Annotated in this window: 22 protein-coding genes; 11 read left to right on the top strand and 11 right to left on the bottom strand. The window is 67.0% G+C overall.

Annotated features, from left to right (window positions below):
• Positions 1-93: 93 nt before the first annotated feature.
• Genes DKG75_RS22675 through DKG75_RS06560 form a run of 4 tightly spaced genes read left to right on the top strand, consistent with a single transcriptional unit; the run spans position 94 to position 8,133 of the window.
• The gene (locus tag DKG75_RS22675) at positions 94-645 is read left to right on the top strand and encodes a hypothetical protein (protein ID WP_133636935.1); all 552 of its coding nucleotides are present in this window, start codon (positions 94-96) and stop codon (positions 643-645) included.
• Complete coding sequence (locus DKG75_RS06570) at positions 642-5,117, top strand: calcium-binding protein (protein WP_109920305.1); 4,476 nt, start codon at positions 642-644, stop codon at positions 5,115-5,117. The genes DKG75_RS22675 and DKG75_RS06570 overlap by 4 nt, the downstream gene beginning before the upstream one ends.
• A gap of 11 nt (positions 5,118-5,128) precedes the next feature.
• Positions 5,129-6,853: a type I secretion system permease/ATPase gene (locus DKG75_RS06565; protein ID WP_109920304.1), complete on the top strand. Its 1,725-nt coding sequence runs from the start codon at positions 5,129-5,131 to the stop codon at positions 6,851-6,853.
• Positions 6,850-8,133: an HlyD family type I secretion periplasmic adaptor subunit gene (locus DKG75_RS06560; protein ID WP_109920303.1), complete on the top strand. Its 1,284-nt coding sequence runs from the start codon at positions 6,850-6,852 to the stop codon at positions 8,131-8,133. The genes DKG75_RS06565 and DKG75_RS06560 overlap by 4 nt, the downstream gene beginning before the upstream one ends.
• A gap of 104 nt (positions 8,134-8,237) precedes the next feature.
• Here DKG75_RS06560 and DKG75_RS06555 read toward each other — a convergent pair whose 3' ends face one another.
• From DKG75_RS06555 to pcaC, 6 genes are all read right to left on the bottom strand, one after another.
• Positions 8,238-9,125, bottom strand: a complete 888-nt coding sequence (locus tag DKG75_RS06555; RefSeq protein ID WP_109920302.1) for an alpha/beta hydrolase fold domain-containing protein — start codon at positions 9,123-9,125, stop codon at positions 8,238-8,240.
• An 8-nt stretch (positions 9,126-9,133) separates the two neighbouring features.
• A complete protein-coding gene (locus tag DKG75_RS06550) occupies positions 9,134-10,399 on the bottom strand; it encodes an NAD(P)-dependent oxidoreductase (RefSeq protein WP_133636937.1) in 1,266 nt (421 codons plus the stop codon).
• Positions 10,400-10,521: 122 nt separating this feature from the next.
• Positions 10,522-11,988, bottom strand: a complete 1,467-nt coding sequence (locus DKG75_RS06545) for an NAD-dependent succinate-semialdehyde dehydrogenase (protein WP_109920300.1) — start codon at positions 11,986-11,988, stop codon at positions 10,522-10,524.
• 124 nt (positions 11,989-12,112) lie between these two features.
• Positions 12,113-12,826, bottom strand: a complete 714-nt coding sequence (locus DKG75_RS06540) for a GntR family transcriptional regulator (RefSeq protein WP_109920299.1) — start codon at positions 12,824-12,826, stop codon at positions 12,113-12,115.
• 59 nt (positions 12,827-12,885) lie between these two features.
• Positions 12,886-13,770 carry an NAD(P)-dependent oxidoreductase gene (locus tag DKG75_RS06535; protein ID WP_109920298.1) on the bottom strand — a complete coding sequence of 295 codons (885 nt, stop codon included), beginning with the start codon at positions 13,768-13,770 and terminating at the stop codon, positions 12,886-12,888.
• A complete protein-coding gene (pcaC, locus tag DKG75_RS06530; RefSeq protein WP_109920297.1) occupies positions 13,767-14,174 on the bottom strand; it encodes a 4-carboxymuconolactone decarboxylase in 408 nt (135 codons plus the stop codon). The genes DKG75_RS06535 and pcaC overlap by 4 nt, the downstream gene beginning before the upstream one ends.
• Before the next feature lie 498 nt (positions 14,175-14,672).
• On the opposite strand from pcaC, the gene DKG75_RS06525 reads away from it, so the two are divergent.
• The 7 genes from DKG75_RS06525 to DKG75_RS06495 all read left to right on the top strand — a co-directional run bounded on the left by DKG75_RS06525 (position 14,673) and on the right by DKG75_RS06495 (position 21,207).
• Entirely contained in the window at positions 14,673-15,566 is an 894-nt protein-coding gene (locus DKG75_RS06525; protein ID WP_109920296.1) for a branched-chain amino acid ABC transporter permease, read from the top strand.
• A complete protein-coding gene (locus DKG75_RS06520) occupies positions 15,563-16,465 on the top strand; it encodes a branched-chain amino acid ABC transporter permease (RefSeq protein WP_109920295.1) in 903 nt (300 codons plus the stop codon). The genes DKG75_RS06525 and DKG75_RS06520 overlap by 4 nt, the downstream gene beginning before the upstream one ends.
• Entirely contained in the window at positions 16,462-17,217 is a 756-nt protein-coding gene (locus DKG75_RS06515; protein WP_109920294.1) for an ABC transporter ATP-binding protein, read from the top strand. The genes DKG75_RS06520 and DKG75_RS06515 overlap by 4 nt, the downstream gene beginning before the upstream one ends.
• Positions 17,218-17,219: 2 nt before the next feature.
• Entirely contained in the window at positions 17,220-17,954 is a 735-nt protein-coding gene (locus DKG75_RS06510) for an ABC transporter ATP-binding protein (protein WP_109920293.1), read from the top strand.
• Between the two features lie 28 nt (positions 17,955-17,982).
• A complete protein-coding gene (locus DKG75_RS06505) occupies positions 17,983-19,113 on the top strand; it encodes an ABC transporter substrate-binding protein (protein WP_166646468.1) in 1,131 nt (376 codons plus the stop codon).
• A 74-nt stretch (positions 19,114-19,187) separates the two neighbouring features.
• Positions 19,188-19,967, top strand: a complete 780-nt coding sequence (locus tag DKG75_RS06500; protein ID WP_109920291.1) for a carboxymuconolactone decarboxylase family protein — start codon at positions 19,188-19,190, stop codon at positions 19,965-19,967.
• A gap of 25 nt (positions 19,968-19,992) precedes the next feature.
• Positions 19,993-21,207, top strand: coding sequence for an iron-containing alcohol dehydrogenase (locus DKG75_RS06495; RefSeq protein ID WP_109920290.1), 1,215 nt, complete (start codon positions 19,993-19,995; stop codon positions 21,205-21,207).
• A 44-nt stretch (positions 21,208-21,251) separates the two neighbouring features.
• Here DKG75_RS06495 and DKG75_RS06490 read toward each other — a convergent pair whose 3' ends face one another.
• The 5 genes from DKG75_RS06490 to DKG75_RS06470 form a co-directional block, all read right to left on the bottom strand.
• A complete protein-coding gene (locus DKG75_RS06490; RefSeq protein WP_109920289.1) occupies positions 21,252-22,550 on the bottom strand; it encodes a DcaP family trimeric outer membrane transporter in 1,299 nt (432 codons plus the stop codon).
• 134 nt (positions 22,551-22,684) lie between these two features.
• Positions 22,685-23,170: a MaoC/PaaZ C-terminal domain-containing protein gene (locus DKG75_RS06485; protein WP_109920288.1), complete on the bottom strand. Its 486-nt coding sequence runs from the start codon at positions 23,168-23,170 to the stop codon at positions 22,685-22,687.
• A 1-nt stretch (position 23,171) separates the two neighbouring features.
• Complete coding sequence (locus DKG75_RS06480; RefSeq protein WP_109920287.1) at positions 23,172-23,408, bottom strand: lipoyl domain-containing protein; 237 nt, start codon at positions 23,406-23,408, stop codon at positions 23,172-23,174.
• A gap of 2 nt (positions 23,409-23,410) precedes the next feature.
• Complete coding sequence (locus tag DKG75_RS06475; RefSeq protein WP_109920286.1) at positions 23,411-24,190, bottom strand: enoyl-CoA hydratase/isomerase family protein; 780 nt, start codon at positions 24,188-24,190, stop codon at positions 23,411-23,413.
• Positions 24,191-24,197: 7 nt separating this feature from the next.
• Positions 24,198-25,181, bottom strand: a complete 984-nt coding sequence (locus tag DKG75_RS06470; RefSeq protein ID WP_109920285.1) for an alpha-ketoacid dehydrogenase subunit beta — start codon at positions 25,179-25,181, stop codon at positions 24,198-24,200.
• Positions 25,182-25,185 lie beyond the last annotated feature (4 nt).

Raw genomic sequence — 25,185 nt, 5'->3', positions numbered from 1 at the left:
TGCGTAGACGAGTTCACCGAAGCGCACACGGGTGAAGTCTGGAGAGGCCATCTTCGGATTTTAAAGAACGAAATTTCTCATAGGAGAGCTTTCATGTTATACAAAGTTGAGAATGCACCAATTATCGACACCCCGAATGGAAGGAAGTGGTCCGGCATTGGCAGTAAATGGGTTGTTGACAAATCAAAAAATTCGCATCTCTCTTACTTATTCAAAAATGAAAATAGAGAAACATATTATTCATCGCAAGTTTTTTGTTTCTACCATCAGGGAAAATCTTTATATTTTGATGTCGGACAAAATCTTATTAATGGGAATTGGAAAAGTCATCTATGGGGAATTTTTGGCCTGACCGACCCTATCTTTATTGAGCGCCAATTCCGCGATCTTGGCGGTTACCCATCAATATATCCGCCAGCAGTTACATTAAATCATGAGGAAAAAATTCTCATGACTTTGTTGGCAATGCTTGCATTTATAGAATATGGGACAATGGGAAATGGACCAGAGTGCCGCAAGGAAGGGATTGCCATTTTTGTTTATCAAAATATTGATACTACAGGCTTAATTCCAAATATTCCCCTTTCTCAAGAGGAGATCGAAAAAATTATTAATAGCCGAATTTTCGAGGGGAAAAAATTATGACCCTTACAGCGGAACAAGCAGGAAAAGAACTTGAGTTACTGATGACCCTTGCTCACGAGAGGAACGAGACAATAACAGCCGAGCAAATACGCGATGTTCTCTCCAGGACATCGGTTGATCAGCTCGATGGGAAGATTAAAAATATTGCAGTTGTTTATAGCGGTCAGATTTCCGAAAATATTGACTCGTCGGAAATATCAGAAAGAATATGGAAAGAAAATCCGGACAAAATATCTACTATTGACAACACCCATTTTGCAAAATTGGCAAAATTAGACGCTTATAATGGGGCCTTAAATGAAGTTTTCCCAAACTCAGACCCAAGGTTTCCGAATTCGAATCCCGATCAAGTTAAGTTAAAGAATTCATTTCTGTACGGGACATCAGCGCAAGGGGATAGAGGGGTTTGGGATCAAGCCTCCGAGAGATTCATTGCAAGCCACTCTGGTGAAATCATAACTGTAACTCCAAATGCGTCGTTCGAAAGAGCCTTTGTCCTTACGGAATTGCCAACAGCCATGGCAAATCCGAATATTACAAAAATAAATGGGATCGATATTGATATCCTGAGGACAGCTTATAACAACGATATCGCCGATGGTCTTTCACCTACCCAGGCGCGTGAAAATCTTGCCCATGCGGTAAATGCCAAATCAGCCGATATCTGGCACAATTCTCCAGTTTACGAATACACGAGTCCCAATGGGACGGTATCAAGGACCATCGGTATCGGCAAAGGTCTCGAAAGTTCCGGCCTTGGGCATTTGAATGCCGGCGACACGATCGGAAGCGAAGCGGGACGCATAAATTTCTTAAAGAACCATCCTTCACCTGAAGATCTGGCAGCGGGCGCAAAATACCTCCATCGTTTCGGCGTTCTCGGGACACTGCTTGGAACTGCCATCGCGGCGAAGGACGCAATGGCCGCTGTGGAGCGCGGCGACGTTCAAGGGGCCTTTGACATCCTGAAAGAGTTTTTGGCCAGCGAAGCGGGCGGTGCTTTGGGGGGGATCCTTGTCACCCGTATCGCGGCGGCGGTCGTTGGAGGATTGGTTCTGACCGGCCCTGTGGGGTGGGTTGCCGGTGGCGTGGTTTTAGTCCTCAGTGTCGGCGCTTCCTATCTGGGCAGCGAATACGCGGAAGACATTCTCGACGGTTTCGTTTCATTCGCTGAAGACCTGTGGAACGATCCGGCCGAAGCATTGTCCATGCTGCCCGACGATATCATGCAGCAACTGCAGGAAATTTCCCCGGCGGTCGCCAATTTCATCAACTCCTTCCTGCTTGGCACGGCTGCGACCCCGCTCGGCCTTGCCGCCGCGATGAGTTCGATCTTGGCTCATTTCGCGCAAAGCATCATCGATCCGATCATCCTGGATCTGGGCGGAAACGGGGTCAATCTGACCCCTCTTGCAACCTCCAATGCCCTATTCGATCTTCATGGGACGGGGTTCGCCGTGCATACCGGTTGGGTTGGCCCCGACGACGGCTTCCTGGTGGTCGACCGCAATGGCGACGGCATCGTCAACGGCATCAGCGAACTGTTCGGCAATGCCGAGATCGGCGGCTTTGCCGCCCTGTCGACACTCGACTCCAACGGTGACGGGGTCATCAATGCCTTGGACCCGGAATTCGCCAGCCTGAAGCTCTGGGTCGATGCCGATGGCGACGGTCAGACCGATGCCGGCGAACTGAAGACTCTGGCGCAGCACGGCATCACGGCGATCAATCTGGCCGCTACCCCGATCGAGCATATGGTCAACGGCAATATGATCGGGGCTTTGGGCAGCTATCAGCGAGCCAATGGCAGCACCGGCGAAGTTGCCGAGGCCTATTTCGCCAATGACACCGCCCTTTCCCGCTATGAAGGCGATATCGAATATGACCCCGATGTCGTGGCATTGCCCAACCTTCGCGGCTACGGCACCGTGCCGGACTTGTGGATCGCCATGAGCCTGGACCCCGTCTTGAAATCGCTGGTTCAGGACCTTGATGCCCAGACGGTTGCAGACAAAGCTGCGCTGACAGCGGCGGTCCTGCCCATCCTCTATCGCTGGGCGGGAGTCGAGACTATCGCCGCCGGCAGCCGAGGCCCCTATGTCGACGCTCGAAAACTGGCCGTTCTCGAGAAATTCGTTGGGCAGAGCTACAACTTCAGGGGCAGCGACGATCCCCTTTTCTGGCACCAGGGCAATCTGCTTGAGGGTGCTTTCGATACGCTGGCAACAGCGGTCGGCACGCGGCTGATGATTTTCGGCTCCATGCATCAGGTCTTCAGTGAAATCGGTCACGATTTCGCCGCCGATACCTTTATTCTCCCGTCGGGCTTCGCCAACCTGCCGGCCCTCCTCGCCAATGATGCGCCCGCCGATCTTGATGCTGCGGCCGACTATTGGGGCCAATGGGGTTCTGCCCGTACCCTGCTGGAAGAGTTGACCAAAGGTCTCGGCCTGCCCAATGGAAATGTCTGGAACGATTTCCAGGCCACCTTCGCCGCCCAGAACCTCCCCTTCACCCTTGAACAGGCGATCTACAACCGCGTGTTCGTCGGGACGGCGGCGAATGAACCCCTCTCCGGTACGGCAGGCGGCGATTTCCTGATGGGGCGCGCGGGCGACGACGTCTTGTCCGGCGGCGTCGGCAACGACACCTATTTCTTCACGCGCGGCGACGGCAACGACCGCATCGCCGACAAGGGCGCCGCCAGCGATCACGACACCCTGGTCCTCGGCGACATTGCCGCGGCCGAAGTGCGGGTGATCCAGCATGCCGACAAATTGATCCTGCTCGTCAACGGCGGTGCCGACGGCCGCATCGACCTGACGGACCAGTTCGCGGAGCACGGCGGGATCGAGCGCGTCGTGTTCGGCAATGGCGCCATCTGGACCAAGGCCGACCTACTGGCCCGGGCCGAGCCGAGCGACGGCACCATTGTCACCCACCTGGGCACGCTCGGGAACGACAGCGTCGAGGGCAGCGCCGTCGGCGACCTGATCGACGGGCGGGCCGGCGACGATACGCTGGCCGGCGGCACCGGCGACGACACTTACCTCTACGCCCGGCACAACGGCAACGACACGATCGTCGAGGGGATCGACGGCGGCAAGGCGGACAGGTTGCACCTGCGCGGCATCGATCCCGCCGCCGTCACCCTCTCGGCCGATGGCAACGACATCATCGTCATCGTGGCGGAAAGCACCGCCGGGGCCGGCGACGGCGGCACCGTCACCCTGAAGGACGGCTTCCTCTCCGGCGGCTATGGCGGCGTCGAGGCGATCGTCTTCGACGACGGCACTAGCCTGCGCCCGACGGCGATCGACGTCTGGCTGGACCGGGGCCGGATCGATGCTCGCGTCGCCGTCACCCTGATCGTCGCCAATCTCGTCGAGGGCCTCGCCACCGCACCGGAAACCGTCACCCCCGCCTCGGTCGAGGCGGTGGGAATCCTGCTGCCCGCGGTGCTCCAGTTCCTCACCGACGATCTCGGCCCCTTCCTGACCACCGTGTTCGAGGATGGGGTGGTGCCGCTCTTCACCGGCGATTTCGCAGCCCTGGGGCCCGGCCTCGTCGCCGTGCTGCATGACCTCGGCCTCGTCGTCGAGGGCACGGCGGCGATCGTCCTGCCCGCGCTCGGCGAAGCGGTCGGCATCCTCCTGCCGGTGCTGAGCGATTTCCTGCTGACCGACGCCGTGCCGGCGATCAGCCAGAAGCTGATCGTCGAGGGCCTGATCCCGGCCCTGGCGGGGGATTTCGACACGCTCGAAACCTTGCTGGGCGATACTTTCGAGTTCGCGGTACCCGCGCTCACCGGCGCCGTCGATACGCTGGTCGGCCCGGTGACGGCGGTGGTGGTCGACGACGTCGTTCCCCTGGTCCAGGACGTGCTGACCGATACGGTCGCCCCCCTGCTGACCGGCGCGGCGGCGGTCGACCCCGGCGCCTGGCTGAGCGGAACGCTCACCGGGCTGCTGGGCAACCTGGGGCACGTGGTCGCCGGGGTGGGCGAGGCGGTGGTGCCGGCCGTCGGCACGGTTCTCGGCGATCTGCTGCCGGCGACGGCGGATTTCGTCGGCGACGTCCTGCCGGTGATCGGCGATCTCGTCGCGGACGACATCGTGCCGGCCCTGACCATGGGGGCCGAAGGGCCGCAGGCGGCGGCGGACGATCTGTTCGAATTCGCGGCGCCGGTCCTCTCGGATGTCGTCGGGGGGGCGGTCTCGGTGACGACGAGCCTCCTCGTCGACGATATCCTGCCGATCGTCAGCGATATCATCGTCGACGGTGTCGCCCCTATCCTGTCGGGCAATCTCGGCGGCCTGCTGCCGACCCTCGGCGGTGCGGTGGGCGGCCTGCTGTCCAGCGTCGCCGACGTCGTCACCGACGATCTTCCCGGCCTGTTCGGCTGGGGACGGACATCCGTGCTGAAGAACAAGTTCCTGTCCTGGCACGGTGACGATTTCCGCATCCTCTGACCACGCCCGACATGCGGAACCCGTCAAACGATCAACCCGCGGCGGCGGCCCTTCGGGCCTGCCGCCCCTGGTTCGGCGTGGTCGCCCTGCTCAGCGGGGCGATCAACGTCCTGATGCTGACCGGGCCCCTGTTCATGCTGCAGGTCTACGACCGTGTCCTGGCCAGTTACAGCGTGCAGACCCTGGTCGCCCTGGTGGCGATCGTCGTCTTCCTCTATCTCGTGCAGGGCGCGATCGATCTGGTGCGGACGCGGATGTTTGCCCGGATCGCCGGCCTGCTGGTGGAACGCCTGGGGCCGCGCCTGTTCGAGACCGACCTGCGCCAGGCCGTGCTGCTGCCCGGCCATGGCCGGGGCCCGCGGCCGCTGCGCGACCTCGAACAGGTCCGCGCCTTCCTGGCCGGCGGCGGCCCGGGCGCGCTGTTCGACCTGCCGTGGCTGCCCCTTTATGCCGGGCTGCTGTTCGTGCTTCACCCCTGGCTCGGCGTGCTCGGCCTCATCGGCATTCTCGTGCTGTCGGGCCTGACGGCGCTGACCGAAGGGTTCGGCCGCCAGCCGCAGCGCCTCGCCGCCCAGCTCGTCGCCGAGGCGCAGGGGCAGAGCGATGCGGCGGTCCTCAATGCCGAGGCGGCGGTCGCGCTCGGCATGGTGCCGCGCCTGCGGGAACGCTGGGGCCGGGCCAGCGGGGGGGCCGCCGCCGCCCACCTGCGCGGGGCCGATACCGCCTCGCTGTTCGGCACGATCTCGAAGAGTTTCCGCCTGCTGCTGCAATCCCTGATGCTGGCCCTCGGCGCCTATCTGGTGATCGCGGGCGAGGTCACGGGCGGGGTCATCATCGCCTCGTCGATCATGCTGGGGCGGGCGCTGGCCCCGGTCGAACTGGCCATCGGCCATTGGCGCGGCTTCATCGCCGCCCGCCAGGGCTGGAAGCGCATCGAAGCCCTGCTCGGCGCCTTTCCCGAGGGATCGAGCGCGGTCGACCTGCCGCCCCCTGCCCGTACGCTTACGGTCGCCGGCCTGACCGTCGCCGTCCCCGGCGGGCGCCAGGTGGTGCTGAAAGACGTCGGCTTTCAATTGGAAGCCGGGGATGCGCTGGGCATCATCGGCCCCAGCGGTGCGGGCAAATCGACCCTGGTCCGCGCCCTGGCCGGGCTCTGGCCCGCGGCGCGCGGCAGCATTCGCCTCGACGGGGCGGAACTCGGCCAATGGTCGCCCCCGGCGGCGGGCCGTTTCATCGGCTTCCTGCCGCAGCATGTGGATCTCTTCGCCGGCACCGTCGCCGAGAATATCGCCCGCTTCGATCCCGAGGCGACGACGGCGGAAATCCTCGACGCGGCGGGGGCCGCCGGTGTCGATCACTTGATCCGCGGCCTGCCCCAGGGCTACGACACGCCCATCGGCGAAGGGGGCGCGGCGCTTTCCGCCGGCCAGCGGCAGCGGGTGGCCCTGGCCCGGGCCCTGTTCCGCAATCCCTTCCTGCTGCTGCTCGACGAGCCCAATGCCAATCTCGACGCCGAGGGCGAGGCCGCCCTGGCCAAGGGCATCGCCCGGGCCAGGGCCGGGGGCGCCGTGGTCCTGATCGTCGCCCACCGCCCCTCGGCGCTGGCCCAGGCCAACAAGGCCCTGATGCTGGCGGACGGCATGGTCCGCGCCTTCGGCCCCAGGGACGAGGTGCTCCAGCGCGTGCTGACCCCGGCCAAGCCCGCAAACCCGGCGCCGATGCGGGGCCTGGCATGACGGCCACCGCGGGCGCCAGCCTCCGCCGTCATGCCCGGGCCGGGCTCGGCCTTGTCGTTCTCGTGCTCGGCGGGTTTCTCGGCTGGAGCCTTTTGGCCGAGGTCGCGGGCGCGGTCGTCGCGCCCGGGCGGATCGTGGTCGAATCCGACGTGAAGCGCATCCAGCACCTCGAGGGCGGGGTCGTCAGCGAAATCCATGCGCGCAACGGCGACGGGGTGGCCGCCGGGCAGCTTCTGGTCCGGCTGGACGGGACCCAGGCCCGGGCCAATCTCGGGATCGTCGAAAGCCAGGTGATCGCCCTCGCCCATCGCCGCCACCGCCTGATGGCCGAACGGGACGGCCTCGCCGAACCGGCCGGGCAGCCGGACCAGCCCGGGCCGGCGCTCGATGCCTGGCGGGCGGAGGCCCGGGTGCTGGCCGCGCTCCGCGCCGCCCGCGACGGCGAGATCGCCCAATTGCGCGAGCAGATCGCCCAGGCCAGCCGCAACACCGAAGGCCTGCAAGCCCAGATCAAGGCCAAGGACCGGGAACTCCGCCTGATCGGGGAAGAATTGCGGGGTGTCCGCGAATTGCGCCAGAAGGAACTCGTCCCCCTGCCCCGCCTGAAAGCCCTGGAACGCGACGAGGCGCGGATCGCCGGCGAGCGCGGCCAATTGCTGTCGACCGTCGCCCAGACCGGTCAGCGGATCGCCGAACTCGAACTTCAGGTCATCCAGGTCGATACCCAGCGGATGAAGGATGTGCTGGCGGAACTGCGCGAGGTCGAAACCCGGCTGGCGGAACTGTCGGAGCGCCGCATCGCCGCCGGGGATCAGCTCCGGCGCATCGACATTCTCTCACCGACGGCGGGCACGATCCATGAATCGATCGTCCACACCACGGGCGGCGTCGTCGGGCCCGGCGAAACCCTGATGCTGGTCGTGCCTGCACACGACCGCCTGATCATCGAGGCCGAAATCGAGCCGACCGGCATAGACCGCGTCAAGCCCGGCATGGCCGGCCGGGTGCGCTTTCCGGCCTTCGACCAGCGCACGACGCCCGAGGTCACAGGCACCATCGATGCCGTCACCCCCGACGCCAGCAGCGACCCCCAAACCGGCCGAACCTTCTACCGCGCCCGGATCGGCATCGAGCGCTCGGCCCTCCCCCCGGCGGTCGCAAGCGCGCTGAAACCCGGGATGCCGGCCGAGATCTTCATCGAGACAGCCTCGAGAACCGTGCTCGGCTACCTGGTGAAACCCCTGCAGGACCAGATCGCGAAGACCTTCATCGAGGATTGACTCTGCCCGCAAGGAGAACTCGGCACTTTAGTGTCCACAGAACCTAGCGCATGTTCGGACGGCGAACCGGTTTCCACTTCGCCTGAAGGAGCTTTGGTTCCGCTTCAGCCGCCGGGCAGGGCCAGGAACGCGCAAACCGCGTCCAGGGCGGGGGCCGTCGCGGCCATGACATGGCCAAGACGCAGGAAGCCGTGGATCTGGCCGGGATAGTGGCGGTCGACGACCGGCACGCCGGCAGCCTTCAGGTCGGCGGCCAGGGCCAGCCCCTCATCGCACAGCGGATCGAAGCCGGCGGTCAGGACGAGGCAGGGCGGCAGGCCGGCCAGGGCGGCGGGCGCGGGGCGGGCCGGGGCCGGCGCATCACCCAGGAAATGGCGCCAGTACCAGCGCATGGTCTCGGTCTCCAGGCGAAAGCCGGTCGCCCGCGACTGTGCCGACGGGGTATCGAGCGCGGCATCCACCACCGGATAGAGCAGGGCAAGGCCGCGAAAGGCCATCCCCCCGCCCCCGAGGCGAAGCGCGGCAGCCAGCGCGAGATAGCCGCCGGCACTGTCGCCGGCCAGCACCGGCGCCCCCTCGCCCGCCGCGGCCAGGGCGCGGCAGGCGGCCACGACCTGATCAACCTGGGCCGGGAGGCGCAGTTCCGGCGCCAGCCCGTAACCGAGGGAGACCAGCGAACAGCCGGCCCCCGCCGCAAGGTCGCGGCACAGCCGGTCATAGCTGTCCAGCGTGCCGGTCACCCAGCCGCCGCCGTGGATGAACACCACCAGCCCCCGGGCCCCGGCCGGCCGGTACCAGCGGACCGGGATGCCGGCAAGCACCGCATCCTCCACCCGCTCGACCGGCCGGGGAATGCCCGGCACCGCCGACGCCGTCGCTTCGTGCCGCTGGCGGGCAAGAGCCGGCGTCAGGGTGTGAAGCGGCGGCTGGGCCTGCCGCCGCAACACCGCCAGATAGGCCGCGGCATCGCCGTCCAGTCCGGTTTCCGTCATCGCCGGGGTCAGGCGGCCGCGATCCGCCAGAGGTCGGTCACCTCGCCGTGGCGATCGATGAGCGACGCGGCCAGGTGCCGGCCCACCTCGAAGACGGCGCCGGGCACATCGGCCTTGTCGGCCAGCGCGGCCACCTGGTCGAGATCGGCCAGCAGGCGCGCGGGCGTCACCGCCTCCTCATTGCCGCCCTCGAGGGTGCGAACCAGGGCCCGCAGGGAATCGTTTCCGGCCGAGCCGCTGTCGAGGTAGAAGGCCGCCGCCTTCTGGCCGAGCCCCATGCGCGCCAGGATCCGCAGGGCCTCGGCCGAGACCAGCGCCTGGATCGCCGCGACGCCGGCGACGAGGCGGGCGGTCACCTCGGCCGCCGAAAGCCCGTCGGGGAGCGGGCTCGCCGGGCGTTCGCCCACCCGGGCGCCCCGCTCGTACCAGCGGACGATGATCATGTGGTAATGCTCGCCGAAGCCGTGGGCGGCCGCGCCGCGATAGGCGGCAAGGCCGGCGCCGGCAAAGAACGCCGGCAGGTTCTGCGACCGGGCGAAGGCGGTATAGAGCTTCAGGTCCTTCATCAGGAAGCGGGTGCCGAAGAAGCCCGGGCCCAACACATCGGGCAGGACATGCGGCACGATGTGATTGTGCAGCGGCCAGTTGTCGCCGCCGCCGGCGGCCAGCGCGCCCGTCACCTGCTCGAAGGGGATGCCGAACTGCGCGCCGAGCGCCAGCGCCTCGGTCATGGCGACGTCGAGCGTTGCGACCACCATGTTGTTGACCAGCTTCAGCGCCTTGGCCGCGCCGAGCGAGCCGACCATCATGATGTCGCTGGCCATCGCGTCGAAGGCGGGTTTCAGCGCCGCCGGAATCTCGTCCGGGCCGCCGACGAAAAGCGACAGGGTGCCGGTGGCGGCGCCGGTCAGGCTCTTGGTCATGCCGGCCGAGATCGTCTGCGCGCCCTTTTCCGCCAGCCGCCGGCCGACCGCCTCGATCGTCGCGGGGCCGATGGTGCTGAAATCGACGAAGGCCTGGCCCGGCTGGATGACCTTCTCCAGTTCGCCGACCACCGCCAGCGTATGCTGGTCCGCCGGCACGACCGAGAAGATGCCCTCCGCCCCCGCGGCCGCATCCGCGATCGAGGTCGCCAGCCGGGCCTTGCCCTCGAGCGACGCCATGCGGGCCGGGTCGAGGTCGTAGACCGTCAGTTCGATGCCGTCGGTTTCCGCGAGGCGGGTCGCCATGCGCAGGCCCATGGCGCCAAGGCCGATGAAAGAGATACGTGCCACTTCCCTTGTCCTCTTGGTTGCGGGCGGCGGGCGGTCACGGCCGCTTCGGCGCCCCGATTCTTGTATGTTTGTATGACAATATGATCAGACAGGAATGGAACCGTCAACGCCCGGAAAGCCGTTCAGGCCGAGAGGGCGAGATATTTCACCTCGACATACTCGGCGATCCCCTCGGCGCCGCCTTCCCGCCCGTAACCGCTGGCCTTCACCCCGCCGAAGGGGGCGGCGGGATTGGACAGGATGCCCCGGTTCAGGCCGACCATCCCGACCTCGAGCGCCTCGCTCACCCGCAGCGCCCGGTCCAGGTCGCGCGTGAAGACATAGGAGGCAAGGCCGACCGCCGATCGATTGGCGATCGCCAGGACCTCGTCCTCGGTATCGAAGCTGACGATCGGCGCGACCGGGCCGAAGATCTCCTCGGTCACGATGCGGGCATCGGGCGGCACATCGCCAAGGATCGTCGGCGGGTAATAGTGGCCGTCGCCGTCCGGCACCTTGCCCCGGTACAGCAGCGAGGCACCGCCCGCCACGGCGTCGCGCACCAGGGCATCGATCCGCGCCACCGCCTGGCGGTTGATCAGCGGGCCCAGGGTGACATCCGGCCGCAACCCCGGCCCGACCACCAGATCGGCAAAGCGCGTGCGCAGGGCTTCAGCGAAGTCGCCGGCAACCGAGCGGTGGACGAGGAAGCGGTTGGCGGCGGTGCAGGCCTCGCCGTTGTTGCGCAGCTTGGCGGTCATCGCCTCGCGCGCCGCCTGACCGATATCCGCATCCTCGAAAACGATGAAGGGGGCGTTCCCGCCCAGTTCCATCGAGAACCGCAGCAGGTTGCCGGCCGCCTGCCGCGCCAGTTCGCGCCCGACCGGGGTCGACCCGGTGAAGGACATCTTGCGCAGGCGGGGATCGCCCATCAGGGCATCGGTGACGGGCGCGGGATCGGATGTGGCGACGATGTTGAGCACGCCCGGCGGCAGGCCGGCCGCGGTCATCAGCACCGCCAGCAGGTTGAGCGACAGGGGGGTCTGCGCCGCCGGCTTCACCACCGCCGTGCAGCCGGCGGCAAGCGCGGGGCCGATCTTCCGCGTCGCCATCGCCAGCGGCACGTTCCAGGGCAGGATCAGATAACAGGGCCCGACCGGCTGCAGCATGGTGACGAGGCGGGAACCGCCCTCCGGCGCCACCGACCAGCGCCCGTCAAGCCGCACCGCCTCCTCGGAGAACCAGCGCAGGAATTCGGCGGCATAAAGCACTTCCGCGCGGGATTCGGCCAGCGGCTTGCCCATTTCGGCCGTGATCAGGCGGGCCAGGTCGTCCTGCCGCGCGATCATCGCCTCGAAGCTGCGGCGCAGGATCTCGCCCCGCTGGCGAGGCGCGCGGCGGGCCCAGTCGCGCTGGGCGGCGGCGGCGGCGTCGAGCGCGGCCAGGGCATCGACATCGCTGCCGTCCGCGACCGTGGCGAAGGGCTGGGCCGTCGCCGGGTCGAAGACCGGCATCTGCCGGCCGCCCGCCGCGGGGCGCCATTGCCCGCCGATGAACAGATCGGTCGGCGTATCCGGGGGCACAAGGCGATCGCCTGTCTCGTTGCTCATGTCACGTTGCTCATGGGGGCATATCCGTTTCGGAACGCACGGCCGCCTCGGCCCGGCGGGGCCGTGCCGGCCTCTTCGGCCATGGGGATCGATCGACGCCCGCCGAAGATCGGCGGAGGTTACATCAGTCGCGGCTGGCGCCGGCGGCCGTCAGGTCGGCAAGCGCCGTCCGGGCGGCGGTCCGCACATGCTCGGTGCAGAGCTGTGCCGCAAGATCGGCGTCGCGCTTCGCGATCGCCCTGGCGATCGCCCGCAACTCGCGCACCATCGCCTTCGGCCGTCCCGACTTCGACAGCGAGGACGAGCGGAGGATCTGGACGCGGTTCTGGATGCTTTCCTGCAGCGTGCGCAGGACCGGGCTGCGTGCCCCCTCCAGCAGGACGGCATAGAAGCGGTCCTTCGCCCCCAGGATCCGGCGGACATCGGCGGATGCCTGCACCGTCGCGTCGAGATCGTCGACCGTCGCCTTCAGCTGGGCCACTTCCTGGTCGCTGGCGCGCTGCACGAAATGCCGCACGATCAACGATTCAAGGGAAGCCCTGACCTCGTAGAGGTCGACCGCATCGTCGAGCGAGGGCGAGCTGACGACGGCACCGCGTTGCGGCACCACGGTCACCAGTCCTTCCGAGGTCAATTCCCGCAACGCCTCGCGCACCGTGGTCCGCGAGACGCCCAGCTGCTCGATCAACTCGCGCTCGATGAGGCGCTGGCCCGGCTTCAGCTGGAAATCGACGATCGCCTGCCGCAGCGCCGCGATCACCTGTTCGCGGAGCGGGGCGGCGATCCGCCCGACAGGGCCGGCGTTCCAGGATTTGGCGAGCGAGTTGGAATCGGTCATAGGGCAACTATATGGAATGATCGACTGCCTGTCACACAATTTTGCGACGCAGCATTCCGCTATGCCGACCCGTCGCCGTCGTCCAGAGTCCAGCGGGCGATCTCCGTATGGTCGGCATCGGGCGGCAGCGCGGCGCGCGCCGCTTCCCAGAGTCCGACGGCCCGTTCCCCGAGTGCCATCCCGGTGCCGAGATGGCGCGCAAGGCGGGTCGCGATCGTCATGTCCTTGACCATCAGATTGAAGGCGAAACCCGAATCGTAGCGTTCGGTCAGGATGAAATTGGGCCATTTGTTTTCCGTCGATCCGCTTTTTCCGCTCGAGGCGTTGAAGATGGCCAGCATGACTTCGGGCGACAGGCCGAAGCGGATGCCGGCCGCCATGGCCTCGCTGGTCACGAGGAGATGCGTCGCAGAGAGCAGATTGTTCAGTGCCTTCACCGCATGGCCCGCGCCGACGCCGCCGGCATGGATCACCTTGCCGAGGGGGGCGAGGCAGTCGGCGACGGCCGGGAAATCGTCGGCGCCGGCGCCGACCATGATCGTCAGGCGCCCCGCCTCCGCCCCGCGCACCCCGCCCGAGACCGGGGCATCCGCCAGGCGGATTTCCCGTTTCGCCAGGTCGCCGGCCAGCGCCCTTGTCGCGGTGGGCTCGGACGAACTCATGTCGATGATCAGCGTGCCCGGCCGCAACGCCGCCGCGAACGCCCCGGACCGGACGACCGAATCGACCGCGGCCGAATCCGGCAGCATCAGGATGACGATCGGCGCCACCGCCTCGCCCGGCGAGGCGACCGGGGTCCCCCCCGCCGCCGCCAGCCGGTCGCGGGCCGCCGCCGAAATATCGAACCCGCGCACGCCGTGCCCGGCCCTGGCCAGCAGGGCCGCCATCGGCCCGCCCATGCGGCCAAGCCCGATGAAGCCGATGTCCGGGCGCCGGGCCGTCATCGCGCGCCCTCCGCCGCCTCGCGCAGGTCGGCAAGCACCTTTTCTGCCACCCGGAACGCCTCGAGCGCGGCCGGCACGCCGGCATAGATCGCGGTCTGGAGCAGGGTTTCCTGGATCTCGGTCTCGGTGCAGCCGTTGGTCACCGCGCCCCGGACATGGACCGCCAGTTCATGGGACCGGTTCAGCGCGGTCAGCATGGCCAGGTTCAGCAGGCTGCGCGTCCGCCGGTCCAGCCCTTCCCGGCCCCAGACCGCCCCCCAGCAATATTCGGTGACCAGTTCCTGCATCGGCCGCCCGAAGGCGCTGACCTGGCCGAGGGAGCGATCGACATGGGCGGCGCCCAGCACATCCCGCCGGATGCGCAGGCCGCGCTCGTAGGTGCCATTCCCGGTTCCCTGCGTCATGAGTAGACCTTTCGAAGCATTTCCGCCCTTCGCACCGCCGCCTTGCCGGCAGCCTTGGGTATAATTTGTATGACAATATTATAGTCTGTCAACATGCCTATAAGGGTCCGGCGCGCGGAAACGGCATGCGCGGGCGATGCGCAGATAGGCCTTTCATTCAAACAATCGTTTGGTATAGTCCGCAGACGCCGGACGCATGGATGGCGCGGCAGACAGCCCGGCCGGCCGATACCGGCGGACAGCGCCGGGCGGGCGGAACGGGGAAAAGAAAAGAAAGGGCTTAATGTAGTATTGTCATACAATATGACGCAGGCTACGATGCCGGCAAGCGGGCGATACCGTCGGCCGCCGTCCTGTACCGCCGCGGATATAACCGGCGGGCGCGACGACGAAGAATAACGAGACAAGGGAGCGAGACGGCCGGCCGGAAGCCACCACTGCGCGCATCGGATGCACGCGACGGCGGTGCCGGCAGACCCAGGGGGAGGTGAAAACACCATGTTGCTTCAACAATTGTTCAACGGCCTGATCGTCGGCAGCGTCTATGCGCTGTTCGCCTTCGGCTTCACGCTGATCTTCGGGGTGCAGCGGATCCTGAACCTCGCCTATGGCGCCCTGTTCATGTGGGGGGCCTTCGCCGGGCTCTATGCCATCACCCTGCTCGACCTGCCCCTGCCCCTTGCCTTCCTGGCCGGCGGCCTGGCCGGCGGCATCGTCTGCGTCGTCGTCGACCTCCTGGCCCTCAGGCCGCTCCGCAAGCGGAAGGCGTCCGAATTCGCCGCCATCGTGACGACGGTCGGGGCCAACCTCGTCCTGGTCAGCATCGCCCAGCAGGTGTCGGACACCCAGGTCCTGCGCTATCCCTTCGGCACCTTCCCGGTCGAGATCTACCGGCTGTTCGGGCTTCGGATCTCGCTGCTGCAGATCACCATCCTCTGCTTCAGCGCCGTCGTCGTGCTGACCCTGATGTACATCGTCTTCCGCACCAGCTTCGGGCGGCAGGTCCGCGCCGTCGCCCTCAGCGAGACGACGGCATCGCTGCTCGGGGTCAATGCCAACGCGGTCTTCCTGAAGGCGTCCTTCGTCGCGGGGACCCTGGCGGGCTTCGCCGGGGTCATCATCGGCATCGCCTTCAATTCGGTCCACTTCCACATGGGCGATCCCTGGCTGCTCAAGGCCTTTGTGGTCGTCGTGCTGGGCGGCATCGGCAGCATCATCGGGGCGGTCGTCGCCGGCATCGGCATCGGCATCGTCGAGACGATGGCCACTGCCCTGCTTTCGGTCGAGGCCGCCGAAATCATCCTCTTCTCCATGCTGTTCCTGGTCCTCCTGGTCAGGCCCGCGGGCCTGTTCGGCGGCTTGCGGAACGACGTGAAGGTGTCGCGCCGATGAACGACTTCATCATTGCCTACGAGCCGCTCCTCACCCTGATGGCCATCAACTGCCTGCTGGCCTTCAGCCAGTACGTCGTGCTGCGGGCCGGCGTGTTTTCCAAGGCGACGGCGGGCCTCGCCGGACTCGGGGCCTATGCCGCCGCGATCACCAACGTTACCTTCGGCTGGCCGGCGCCCCTGTCCTTCCTGTTCGCGATCGTGGTGGGCGGCGTGCTGGCCTTCCTGATCAGCGTGCCCCTGCAGCGCCTGCGCGGCGTCTTCCAGGCGATCGCCACCCTTGCCTTCGTGCAGATCGTGGTCGCCGTGCTGCTGCTGACGGAATCGCTCACCGGGGGCGCCTTCGGCTTCAACAACATCCCGAAGCTGGTCAACGTCTGGCACGTCCTGCTGGTCACCGCCGGCGCCTTCTACATCCTCTACGCCCTGAACCGGTCGAGCGTCGGCCGGGCCTTCGACACGATCCGCCAGGACGAGACCGTCGCCCTGGCGCTGGGCATGTCGGTGTCCTTCTACATCGGGCTGGCCTTCGTGCTCAGCGGCATCTTCGCCGGGGCGGCGGGCGGGCTCATCGCCTTCTATACCCGCGCGCTGATGCCCGAACAGTTCGGCTTTCCGCTGTTGGTCTCGGCCCTGGCCTTCGTCGTGCTCGGCGGGCGGATCTCGATCTACGGGCCCATCGTCGGCTCGGCCGTGCTGACCCTCCTGCCCGAGATCGCGCGCCCCGTCGCCGACCAGAAGCTGGTCCTCTACGGCAGCATCCTGGTGGTCGCCATGATCTACATGCCCGACGGCATCGTCGATACGCTGCGCAACCGCCGCAACAGCCAGATCCGCGCGGCGAAGTCCGCCGCCGCCAAGACCGCGCCCGCCGCCGAAGCCCGGGAGACGCAATCATGACCGTGCTTTCGCTCCAGAAGGTCTCGAAGAGCTTCGGCGGCGTCCATGCCGCCGCGGGGATCGACCTCGAGGTCGGCGCCGGCGAGATCGTCGGCCTGATCGGGCCGAACGGCGCCGGCAAGACCACGATCGTCAACCTGGTCACCGGCATGCTGAAGCTGACGGCCGGGCGGATCCTGCTGAACGGCACCGATGTCTCCGAGGCGAGCGCCCGCGACATCGCGCGTGCCGGCGTCGCCCGCACGTTCCAGAACATCCGCCTGCTGCGCGAGGAAACGGTGACCGACAACATCATCGTCGGCTTCCACCGCCACGAGACCAGTTCGCTGATGGCCAATCTGATCGGCCTGCCTTCCGCCCGCGCGGAACGCCGCCGCTTCCAGGAAGCCGCCGAAAGGCTGCTGGAACAGTTCGAGATGACCGAATATGCCCGGATGCCGGCGGGCGCGCTGGCCTACGGCCATCAGCGCCGGGTCGAGATGATGCGGGCGATGGCGACCTCGCCCTCCCTGCTCATGCTGGACGAGCCGGTCGCCGGCATGAACGACGTCGAGGCGGAGGAATTGGCGCGCATCTTCGCCGCGCTCGCCGAGGGCGGCATGTCGGTCCTGCTGATCGAGCACAACATCCCCTTCGTCATGTCGCTGTGCCGGAAGCTCTATGTCGTCAACTCCGGCCGGCCGGTCGCCAGCGGCACACCGGCCGAGGTCAGCGCCGATCCGGCCGTCATCGCCGCCTATCTCGGAAGCTGAACATGCTGGAAATCAAGGCACTGACCGCATCCTACGACGGCATTCACGCCCTGCGCGGGCTCGACCTCCGGGTGGGCGACGGCGACCTCGTCGCGCTGATCGGGCCGAACGGCGCCGGCAAGACCACCCTGATGAACACGATCAGCGGGCTGATCCGCCCCGACCAGGGCGAGATCAGCTTCGACGGCGCCGACATCCGGCGGGTGTCACCGCACAGGATCGCCCGCGCCGGCCTGATCCATGTCCCCGAGGGGCGCCAGATCCTGAGCGAGATGAGCGTCGCCGAGAATCTCGATCTCGGCATCCTCGCCGCCGGCGACCGCCGGGCCGGCCCCGCCGCCGCCGCGCGGCAGCGGGACCTGGTCTTCGACCTGTTCCCGATCCTGGCCGAGCGCCGGTGGCAGATCGCGGGCTCCCTCTCGGGCGGGCAGCAGCAGATGCTGGCGATCGGCCGCGCGCTGATGGGCTTTCCCCGCCTGCTGATGCTGGACGAGCCCAGCCTCGGCCTCGCCCCCATGCTGGTCAGCCAGGTGTTCGAGGCGCTCGGCCGCCTCAACGCCTCGGGCCTCGGCATTCTCGTCGTCGAGCAGAACGCGCGCCGCGCGCTGGACCTCGGCCGTTACGCCTATGTCCTCGAAAGGGGCCGGGTCGTCCTTCACGGCACCAGCGAGGATATCGCCCGCAACCCGACCGTCGTCGAATCCTATCTCGGCACCCTGGCCGCGACGGCCAGCTAGAAGAACTCTGGAGGGAGGAACAATGAAAATGGTGAAGAAAGGCATTCTGGGCCTGGTGGCGACGCTGGGCCTCGCGGCCGTGACTGCCCCGGCGGTCCGGGCCGAGGAAGTCGTGGTCGGCCTGCTGCCCGCCCTGACCGGCTCGGCCGCGCCGCCCTACGGCGTTCCCGCCTATCGCGGCATGCAGGTCGCGCTCGACGAGATCAAGGACACCAACATGCTCGGCGACATCACCCTGAAGGTGATCGTCGAGGATTACGGCAGCGACAAGGCTCAGGCGATCACCCTGGCGACCCGCTTCGCCAAGCTGGACCGGGTGTCGGCGATCATCGGCCCGATCGGGACCGCGCATTCCTCGGCCGTCGCCCCCCTCGTGAACGAGGAAAAGGTGCCGATGATGGCGATGGGCGTCTCCGAGACCATCACCGCCGCCGGCCCCTGGGCCTTCAAGAACTTCGAGCTGCCGGCCCAGACCATGATGGGCATCGCGCATTACTCGGTCGACACCCTGAAGACCAAGCGCGCCGCCCTGGTCTTCATGCGCGATGGCGACGGTTACGTCGCCTGGAAGAACACGGTGAAGGAAATCTTCGAGAAGGCGGGCGTCGAGATCGTCGCCGAGGAAGGCATCGTCACCGCCGAGACCAATTTCACCGCGCTGGCGACCAAGCTGGTCGCCCTCGAACCCGATCTCATCCTGCTTTCGACCTTCCCCGAAAACGGCGCGAACGTCCTGCTGCAGGCGCGCCAGGCCGGCCTCGACGCCGCGACCCGGATCATCGGCGGCAGCTCGCTCAGCACGCCGCAATATACCAAGATCGGCGGTGAAGCGGTCGAAGGCACCTATCTGCCGACCGAATACCTGCTGGCGTCGCAGGCGCCGGCCAATGTCCACTTCGTCGAACTCTACCGCAAAAAGTTCGGCAACGACCCCGATCAATATGCGGCGACGGGCTATACGATGATGATGGTGGTCGCCAACGCGATCAAGACGGCGGGCGGCGGCGACCGCGAGAAGATCCGCAACGCCATGGCGGCGACCAAGGACCTGCCGACGCCGATGGGCAAGGGGACCTTCACCTTCGACGAGAAGAACAACCCCCATTACGGCAGCGTGCTGGTCCGCATCGAGAACGGCGAGCTGGCCGAAGTGAAGTAACCTCACGGGCCCGCCCCGCGCTGCCGGGGCGGGCCTCGCCGCGTCAGTCCACAGCGTTTCCGAAAGGACCGAACATGCTTGAGCGCGAACCGTCGCCCGGTACCGTCGAGGCAGACCTGAAGCAGGAATTCATCGCCAACCGCGGTTACTGGAACACGTTCTGGGACGGCCTGCTGAGCCTCAGCCCCGACTTCTTCAAGGCCTACCTCGACCTTTCCTCCGTTCCGTGGAAACACGGCACGCTGGAGCCGAAGGTGAGGGAACTCATCTATATCGCCATCGATGCCTCGACCACCTGTCTCTACGAGCCGGGCCTGCGCATCCATATCCAGAACGCGCTGAAATACGGTGCGACCCGGGAAGAGATCATGGAGGTCTACCAGCTGACCTCCGTCCTCGGCATGCATACCTTCACCATGGGCATGCCGGCGCTGGTCGATGAAATGCGCAAGGCCGGCCGCGGCGCCGAGATCGACCGCCCGATGGATGCCCGGCAGCTGGCGCTGAAGGAACAGTTCGTCGCCAACCGCGGCTATTGGAACGATTTCTGGGATGCCCTGCTGACCCTCGACCCCAATTTCTTCGCCGTCTTCCTCGAATTCTCGTCCGTGCCGTGGAAGCACGGCCGGCTCGAACCCAAGGTGAAGGAATTCATCTATATCGCGATCGACGCGGCCACCACCCACCTCTACGAACCCGGCCTCCGCGTCCACATCAGGAACGCGCTGAAATACGGTGCGACGGTGCAGGAGATCATGGAGGTCTACCAGCTGACCTCCATCCTCGGCATGCATACCTGCACCCTGGGCGTGCCCGTCCTTCTGGACGAATTGGAGAAGGCTTCGGCCGGCTGACGTCCGTCGGCCGGAGATACGCTTCATGTTCCCAACGGAAATGCCTGAACGGGGCGGCCGCTTCACGCTGCTGCCGATGGACGATGTCTATTACGGCCCGGGCAGCATCGCGCATCTCGGCCCGGTGCTGGAAGCGCTCGGCGTGCGCCGGGCCCTGCTCGTCACCGGGCGGACCATCGCCGGCTCGACGGATTATGTCGGCCGGGTGGCCGCCGCGGCGGGCGGGCGCATCGCCGCCGTCTTCAGCGAGTCGGTACAGCACGTCCATTCGGCGGCGGTCCTGCGGGCCGCCGCCGCCGCGCGTGCGGTCCAGGCGGACGGCATCGTCTCGCTCGGCGGCGGCTCGCCCAACGACACGGGCAAGGGCGCCGTCCTGGCCCTGGCGGAAGACATCGGGGACGCGGCGGGCTTTGCCCGGATGCGGGCGCGCTTCACCTCGCCCTCGACCGTCGAGATCCCGTCGATCGGCGGCCCCTGCCTGCCCATGGTGGCGCTTCCGACCACGCTTTCCGGCGGCGAGGCGACCAATTTCGTCGGCATCACGGACGAGGAGCGCAAGGTCAAGGACCTCTACATCGACCGCAAGCTGACCGCGCGGGCGCTGATCCTCGATCCCGAACTGACCCTGGCGACCCCCGCCTGGCTGTGGCATTCGACCGGCATGCGGGCGGTCGATCACTGCATCGAGGCGATCTCGTCCCGCGATGCCCACCCGTTCACCGATGCGCTGGCGGCCCATGCCCTGGGGACGCTGGCCCTGTGCCTGCGGCGGACGATCCGCGACCCGGGCGACCTTGCCGCCCGGGTCAATGCGCAGATCGCCACCTGGATGTCGGTCTGCGGCCTCGCCAATGTCAGCCTGGGCCTCAGCCATGGCATCGGCCACCAGTTGGGGGCGCGCTGCAACGTACCGCACGGCATTACTTCCTGCGTCATGATGCCGGCGGTCATGGCGTGGAACCGCGACCATGTCGGCGACAAGCACCGCTGGATCGCCGCGCTTCTGGGGGCCGAGACCGCCGGGCTGGCCCCCGTGGCGGCGGGGCAGGCCGGCCGCGACGCGGTCCTGGCCCTGATCCGCGATCTCGGCCAGCCCTGGCGCCTGCGCGACGTAGGCGTGACCGAGGCCGATTTCGATCGGCTGGCGACCGATGCCCTGGGCGACATGATCGTGGCGACCAACCCGCGCCCCGTCACCTCGAAGGACGACATCATCGAGGTCCTTCGCCGGGCCTATTGAGGCCGGGGCTGCGGGGGCGTTGCCACCCCCGCACGCCCTTCCCCCTAGTAGCGATAGATGACCGACGCCTGCAGGCGATCGAGATCGCCGTCCAGGCCGCCGAAGGTCTCGCGCCGTGCATGGATGTACTCGATGCCGACGTCGAGCGGCGGCAGAATGGTCGCGATCAGGTTGGCATGCACCGACATGAGTTCCTTGTTCGCCGACGCCAGCGCGATGCTGTTGTAATCGACATCCTGATAGGACACCGCGACGTTGGAGCGGACCGTGTCGGTCCACCAGTATTGCAGCGTCACGTCGCCGCCCCAGGCCGTCTGCGCGTCGAGCGAGGTGCCGTCGAAAGACGCCGAACCGCCGAAGCCCAGCGCGAAGTAGCGGGCGATGCCGCTGCCGTACAGCCCGTGGAACATCAGCTTGCTCTTGCCGCCCAGCTTGATCGAGCCGGAAAGCCCGAGGCCGTAGCCGACCACCGAATCCTCGACCGTGCCGTTGTCGACGCTGACCTGGCGCAGCAGGCCCTGGGCCGAGAGATGGCCCCAGTCGAAGCTGTAGGTATAGCTGCCGACGAGGTCGGGCACATGGTCGAAGTTGGGGTTGGGCACGCTGCCGAGCGCGGTCGGCACCGCGCTGTTGGCGGCGACATTGCCGGTGAAGTCGCTTTCCGGGTTTTCCAGCGACACCGCCAGCGCGCCGGGCCCCTGCTTCCAGGTATAACGGACCAGCGGCTGGCGGATCGAGGTTTCGCCGGGACGCGCGGCGAAATCCAGCGTCTCGGTGGCGGCGGCGGCATCGTAAAGCGTGGTGAAGGTCTGCCCGACGGTAAAGGCGCCGGCCGTCACCACCGCCTGGCGCAGGCGGATGCCGGCGCTGTTCGACGCCGCTTCGTTGCCGCCCGTGCCGTAGAAATCGACCTCGATGAAGCTGCGCACCTTGATGTCGTCGAAGGGCGTCTCGGTCGCGATATTGATCCGGCTCTGGCGGGCATTGAACTGGAACTGGTTGTCCCGCACCGGCACGCCGCCGATCGGAATGCCGTCGGCCGAGGCGGTGCTGCCGCTCGGGCCGCCGAAGTCGTAGACGCCGTCGAGCTTGACATAGCCGCCGATCTTCAGCGAGGTCGAGGTCCCCGGGATCCGGATCGAGCCCGGCATGCTCCCCTTCAGGTCGTCCTCGGTCAGCGCCTGTTCCTGCTTCACCTCGGTCGCCTGCTGGCGGCCTTCCAGGGCCTGGACCTTCGATTGCAGCGCGTCGATCTGGCGCTTCAGGTCCTCGATCGCCGGATCCGCCGCCATGGCGGTCGCCGGCAACGCCAGCGCCGCTAGGATAATGCTACCCTTCCACATTTCTGCCTCCCTTTATGCCCGTGCTTCGGACACGGGCCTCCCTTGCCCGCGGCAACGGCCGCGCAGCCATCCGGCACCGACAGGCACCGGATCCCCTTGGGCGGCCGGCTTCTACCGGTCCGCCGCGTTCTCGTTCATGCGGTTTCGGGCTGTGACGGCCGCCGTGCCACGAGGGCCGACAGCGTCATGGTCAGGACCAGTTCCTTCCGCTGGTTGTAGGTTTCCATGGCCATGGTGGCGATGCCCCGGCCGGCCTGCCTCGATGCCCGCAATGCCGCCACCGTCACCTGGACGCGCAGGGTATCGCCCGGCCGCGTCGGCTTCAGGAAACGGATGCCGTCGATCCCGAGCCCGGCCTTGGCCGTTCCCTCGACCAGGCCGAGCATGTGGTAGAGCCGGTAGGTGAGCATCACCGTCTGCAAGCCGCTGCCGATCAGGCCGCCGAACATCGAGGTGCTTGCCGCCTCGGCATCGACATGGAACGGCTGGACATCCCATTCGAGGGCGAAGCGGATGACCGCCTCCTCGGTCAGGGTGACGCCCTGGGTCCAGAAGACCTCGCCTTCGCGCAGGTCGTCGAACCAGCGGCCGTTCACATGCACGGTGCCGGGCAGCGCCATCTCAGGTCTCGATGATCGCAAGCTCGGCCCCGACGGCGACGGTCGCCCCCTGTTCCACCAGTTGAACCGTCAGGCGGCCCGGTGCCGGGGCATAGATTTCGTAATTCGCCTTGTCGGCCTCGACCGTGGCGATGACATCGTCGACGGCGACGGTGGCGCCCTGCGGCTTGTCCCAGGATGCGAGGATCACTTCCTCGATGGTCAGGCCGAGCTTCGGCACCTTGACGCGGATCTTCATGCTCAGATTCCTTGGTAGTCGGGTTTGCGCTTTTCGAGGAAGGCCCGCATGCCTTCCTTCTGGTCGTGGCTGGTGAACAGCCGCACGAATTCCTGCAATTCGTATTCGAGGGCGACGTCGAAGCCGGCCTCGGCGCCGACGTTCACGCTGGCCTTGGCCGCCCCCAGCGCGAGCGGTGCCTTTTCCGCCAGTTCGTCCGCCAGGGCCTGGACCTCGGCCTGGAGCCGGTCGGCGGCGACGCAGCGGTTGGCCAGGTGCAGGGAGACCGCCTCGGCACCGGACATGGTCCGGCCCAGCATCAGGATTTCCTTGGCCCGCAGGCGTCCCAGCCAGCGGGTGAGGCGGACGGCGGCCCCCGCCCCGGGGATCACGCCGATGTTGATCTCGGCCAGGCCGAAACGGGCATCGTCGGCACAGAGCACGAAATCGCAGGCCAGCGACAATTCGGTGCCGCCGCCGGTGGCCCAGCCGTGCACGGCCGCGATCACCGGCTTGCGGCACAGCTCGATCTCGCGGAACAGGTCGAGCCAGCCGCGGTTGTAGGCCAGCACCTCGGCCGGGCCGAAGCCCGCCAGTTCCGAAATATCGGCCCCGGCGGTGAAGGCCCGGTCGCCCGCGCCGGCGAAGACGATCGCGCGGATCGCGGCATCCGCCGCCGCGCCGGCAAGGGCGGCGCGGCATTCGCGGATGCAGGTGCTGTTGATCGCGTTCAGCCGGGCCGGCCGGTTCAGGATGATCCAGCGGGCCCTGCCCCGGGTCTGGACGTCGATGGTCTCGGTCATCGCGCCCTCACGCCGCCAGCAGGTCGATGGCCGCCGCCTCGATCCGCGCCGCGCCCGGCATGTAGATCGTCTCGAGCACGGGGGTGAAGGGGCTGGGCGCGAAGGGCGCGGTCAGCCGGCGGGGCGGCTTGCGCAGGGCATCCATCGCCTGTTCGACGACCACGGTCACCACTTCGGCGCCCAGGCCGCAGGGGCCGTAACCCTCGTGCACGACGCACAGATGGCCGGTGCGCCGCACCGAGGCGATGATGGCCGCGGTATCCAGCGGGCTTGCCGAACGGGGATCGATCACTTCCGCCTCGATGCCCCGCGCGGCCAGGCTTTCCGCGGCCGTCAGGGCATGCAGCGCCATCTGGCCGAAGGCGACGATGGTCAGGTCCCTGCCCCGCCGCTTCACGTCCGCCTGCCCGATCGGGAGCAGGAAATCCTCGCCCGCCTCCGCCACCGGGCCGCTGCTGCCGATCAGCTTCTTGCTGAGCAGGCAGATCACCGGGTTGTCGTCCCGGATCCCCGCCTTGACCAGGCCGAGGACATCGGCCGGCGTCGACGGCATCACGACCTTCAGGCCGGGAATATGGGCGAACCAGGCGGCCAGGTTCTGGGAATGCTGGGGCCCCGCGTTCACGCCGCCGCCGCCGAAGGTATAGAGCAGCAGCGGAATGCCGACCTGGCCCCCCAGCATGTAGCGCAGCTTGGCCGCCTGGTTGACCAGCGGTTCGGCGCAGCAGGTGAGGAAATCCTCGAAACCGACCTCGACCACCGGACGGAGCCCGGTCATGGCCGCGCCGACCGCGGCCGAGACGAAGCCGTTCTCGGCGATCGGCGTGTCGCGCACCCGGTCCGGGCCGAAGGCGGCGTGCAGGCCGCGCGTCTGCGCGAAGATGCCGCCGCTGGCGCCGACATCCTCGCCCATCAGAATGACGCGCTCGTCCCGCGCCATCTCTTCCTGCAGGGCACGGGTCAGCGCCTGGTAATACTTGAGGCGTGCCATCGGC

This window comes from Zavarzinia compransoris, assembly GCF_003173055.1.
GTDB classification, from domain to species: Bacteria; Pseudomonadota; Alphaproteobacteria; order Zavarziniales; family Zavarziniaceae; genus Zavarzinia; species Zavarzinia compransoris.
Note: the sequence above shows the minus strand (reverse complement) of the source record. Positions and strands in the feature narration are given on the sequence as shown.

Excerpts from the sequence above, each read along its gene's own strand:
- DKG75_RS22675 (WP_133636935.1), top strand. The coding sequence starts at position 94 with ATGTTATACAAAGTTGAGAATGCACCAATTATCGACACCCCGAATGGA.
- DKG75_RS06570 (WP_109920305.1), top strand. The coding sequence starts at position 642 with ATGACCCTTACAGCGGAACAAGCAGGAAAAGAACTTGAGTTACTGATG.
- DKG75_RS06565 (WP_109920304.1), top strand. The coding sequence starts at position 5,129 with ATGCGGAACCCGTCAAACGATCAACCCGCGGCGGCGGCCCTTCGGGCC.
- DKG75_RS06560 (WP_109920303.1), top strand. The coding sequence starts at position 6,850 with ATGACGGCCACCGCGGGCGCCAGCCTCCGCCGTCATGCCCGGGCCGGG.
- DKG75_RS06555 (WP_109920302.1), bottom strand. The coding sequence starts at position 9,125 with ATGACGGAAACCGGACTGGACGGCGATGCCGCGGCCTATCTGGCGGTG.
- DKG75_RS06545 (WP_109920300.1), bottom strand. The coding sequence starts at position 11,988 with ATGAGCAACGAGACAGGCGATCGCCTTGTGCCCCCGGATACGCCGACC.
- DKG75_RS06540 (WP_109920299.1), bottom strand. The coding sequence starts at position 12,826 with ATGACCGATTCCAACTCGCTCGCCAAATCCTGGAACGCCGGCCCTGTC.
- DKG75_RS06535 (WP_109920298.1), bottom strand. The coding sequence starts at position 13,770 with ATGACGGCCCGGCGCCCGGACATCGGCTTCATCGGGCTTGGCCGCATG.
- pcaC (WP_109920297.1), bottom strand. The coding sequence starts at position 14,174 with ATGACGCAGGGAACCGGGAATGGCACCTACGAGCGCGGCCTGCGCATC.
- DKG75_RS06525 (WP_109920296.1), top strand. The coding sequence starts at position 14,673 with ATGTTGCTTCAACAATTGTTCAACGGCCTGATCGTCGGCAGCGTCTAT.
- DKG75_RS06520 (WP_109920295.1), top strand. The coding sequence starts at position 15,563 with ATGAACGACTTCATCATTGCCTACGAGCCGCTCCTCACCCTGATGGCC.
- DKG75_RS06515 (WP_109920294.1), top strand. The coding sequence starts at position 16,462 with ATGACCGTGCTTTCGCTCCAGAAGGTCTCGAAGAGCTTCGGCGGCGTC.
- DKG75_RS06510 (WP_109920293.1), top strand. The coding sequence starts at position 17,220 with ATGCTGGAAATCAAGGCACTGACCGCATCCTACGACGGCATTCACGCC.
- DKG75_RS06505 (WP_166646468.1), top strand. The coding sequence starts at position 17,983 with ATGGTGAAGAAAGGCATTCTGGGCCTGGTGGCGACGCTGGGCCTCGCG.
- DKG75_RS06500 (WP_109920291.1), top strand. The coding sequence starts at position 19,188 with ATGCTTGAGCGCGAACCGTCGCCCGGTACCGTCGAGGCAGACCTGAAG.
- DKG75_RS06495 (WP_109920290.1), top strand. The coding sequence starts at position 19,993 with ATGTTCCCAACGGAAATGCCTGAACGGGGCGGCCGCTTCACGCTGCTG.
- DKG75_RS06490 (WP_109920289.1), bottom strand. The coding sequence starts at position 22,550 with ATGTGGAAGGGTAGCATTATCCTAGCGGCGCTGGCGTTGCCGGCGACC.
- DKG75_RS06485 (WP_109920288.1), bottom strand. The coding sequence starts at position 23,170 with ATGGCGCTGCCCGGCACCGTGCATGTGAACGGCCGCTGGTTCGACGAC.
- DKG75_RS06480 (WP_109920287.1), bottom strand. The coding sequence starts at position 23,408 with ATGAAGATCCGCGTCAAGGTGCCGAAGCTCGGCCTGACCATCGAGGAA.
- DKG75_RS06475 (WP_109920286.1), bottom strand. The coding sequence starts at position 24,190 with ATGACCGAGACCATCGACGTCCAGACCCGGGGCAGGGCCCGCTGGATC.
- DKG75_RS06470 (WP_109920285.1), bottom strand. The coding sequence starts at position 25,181 with ATGGCACGCCTCAAGTATTACCAGGCGCTGACCCGTGCCCTGCAGGAA.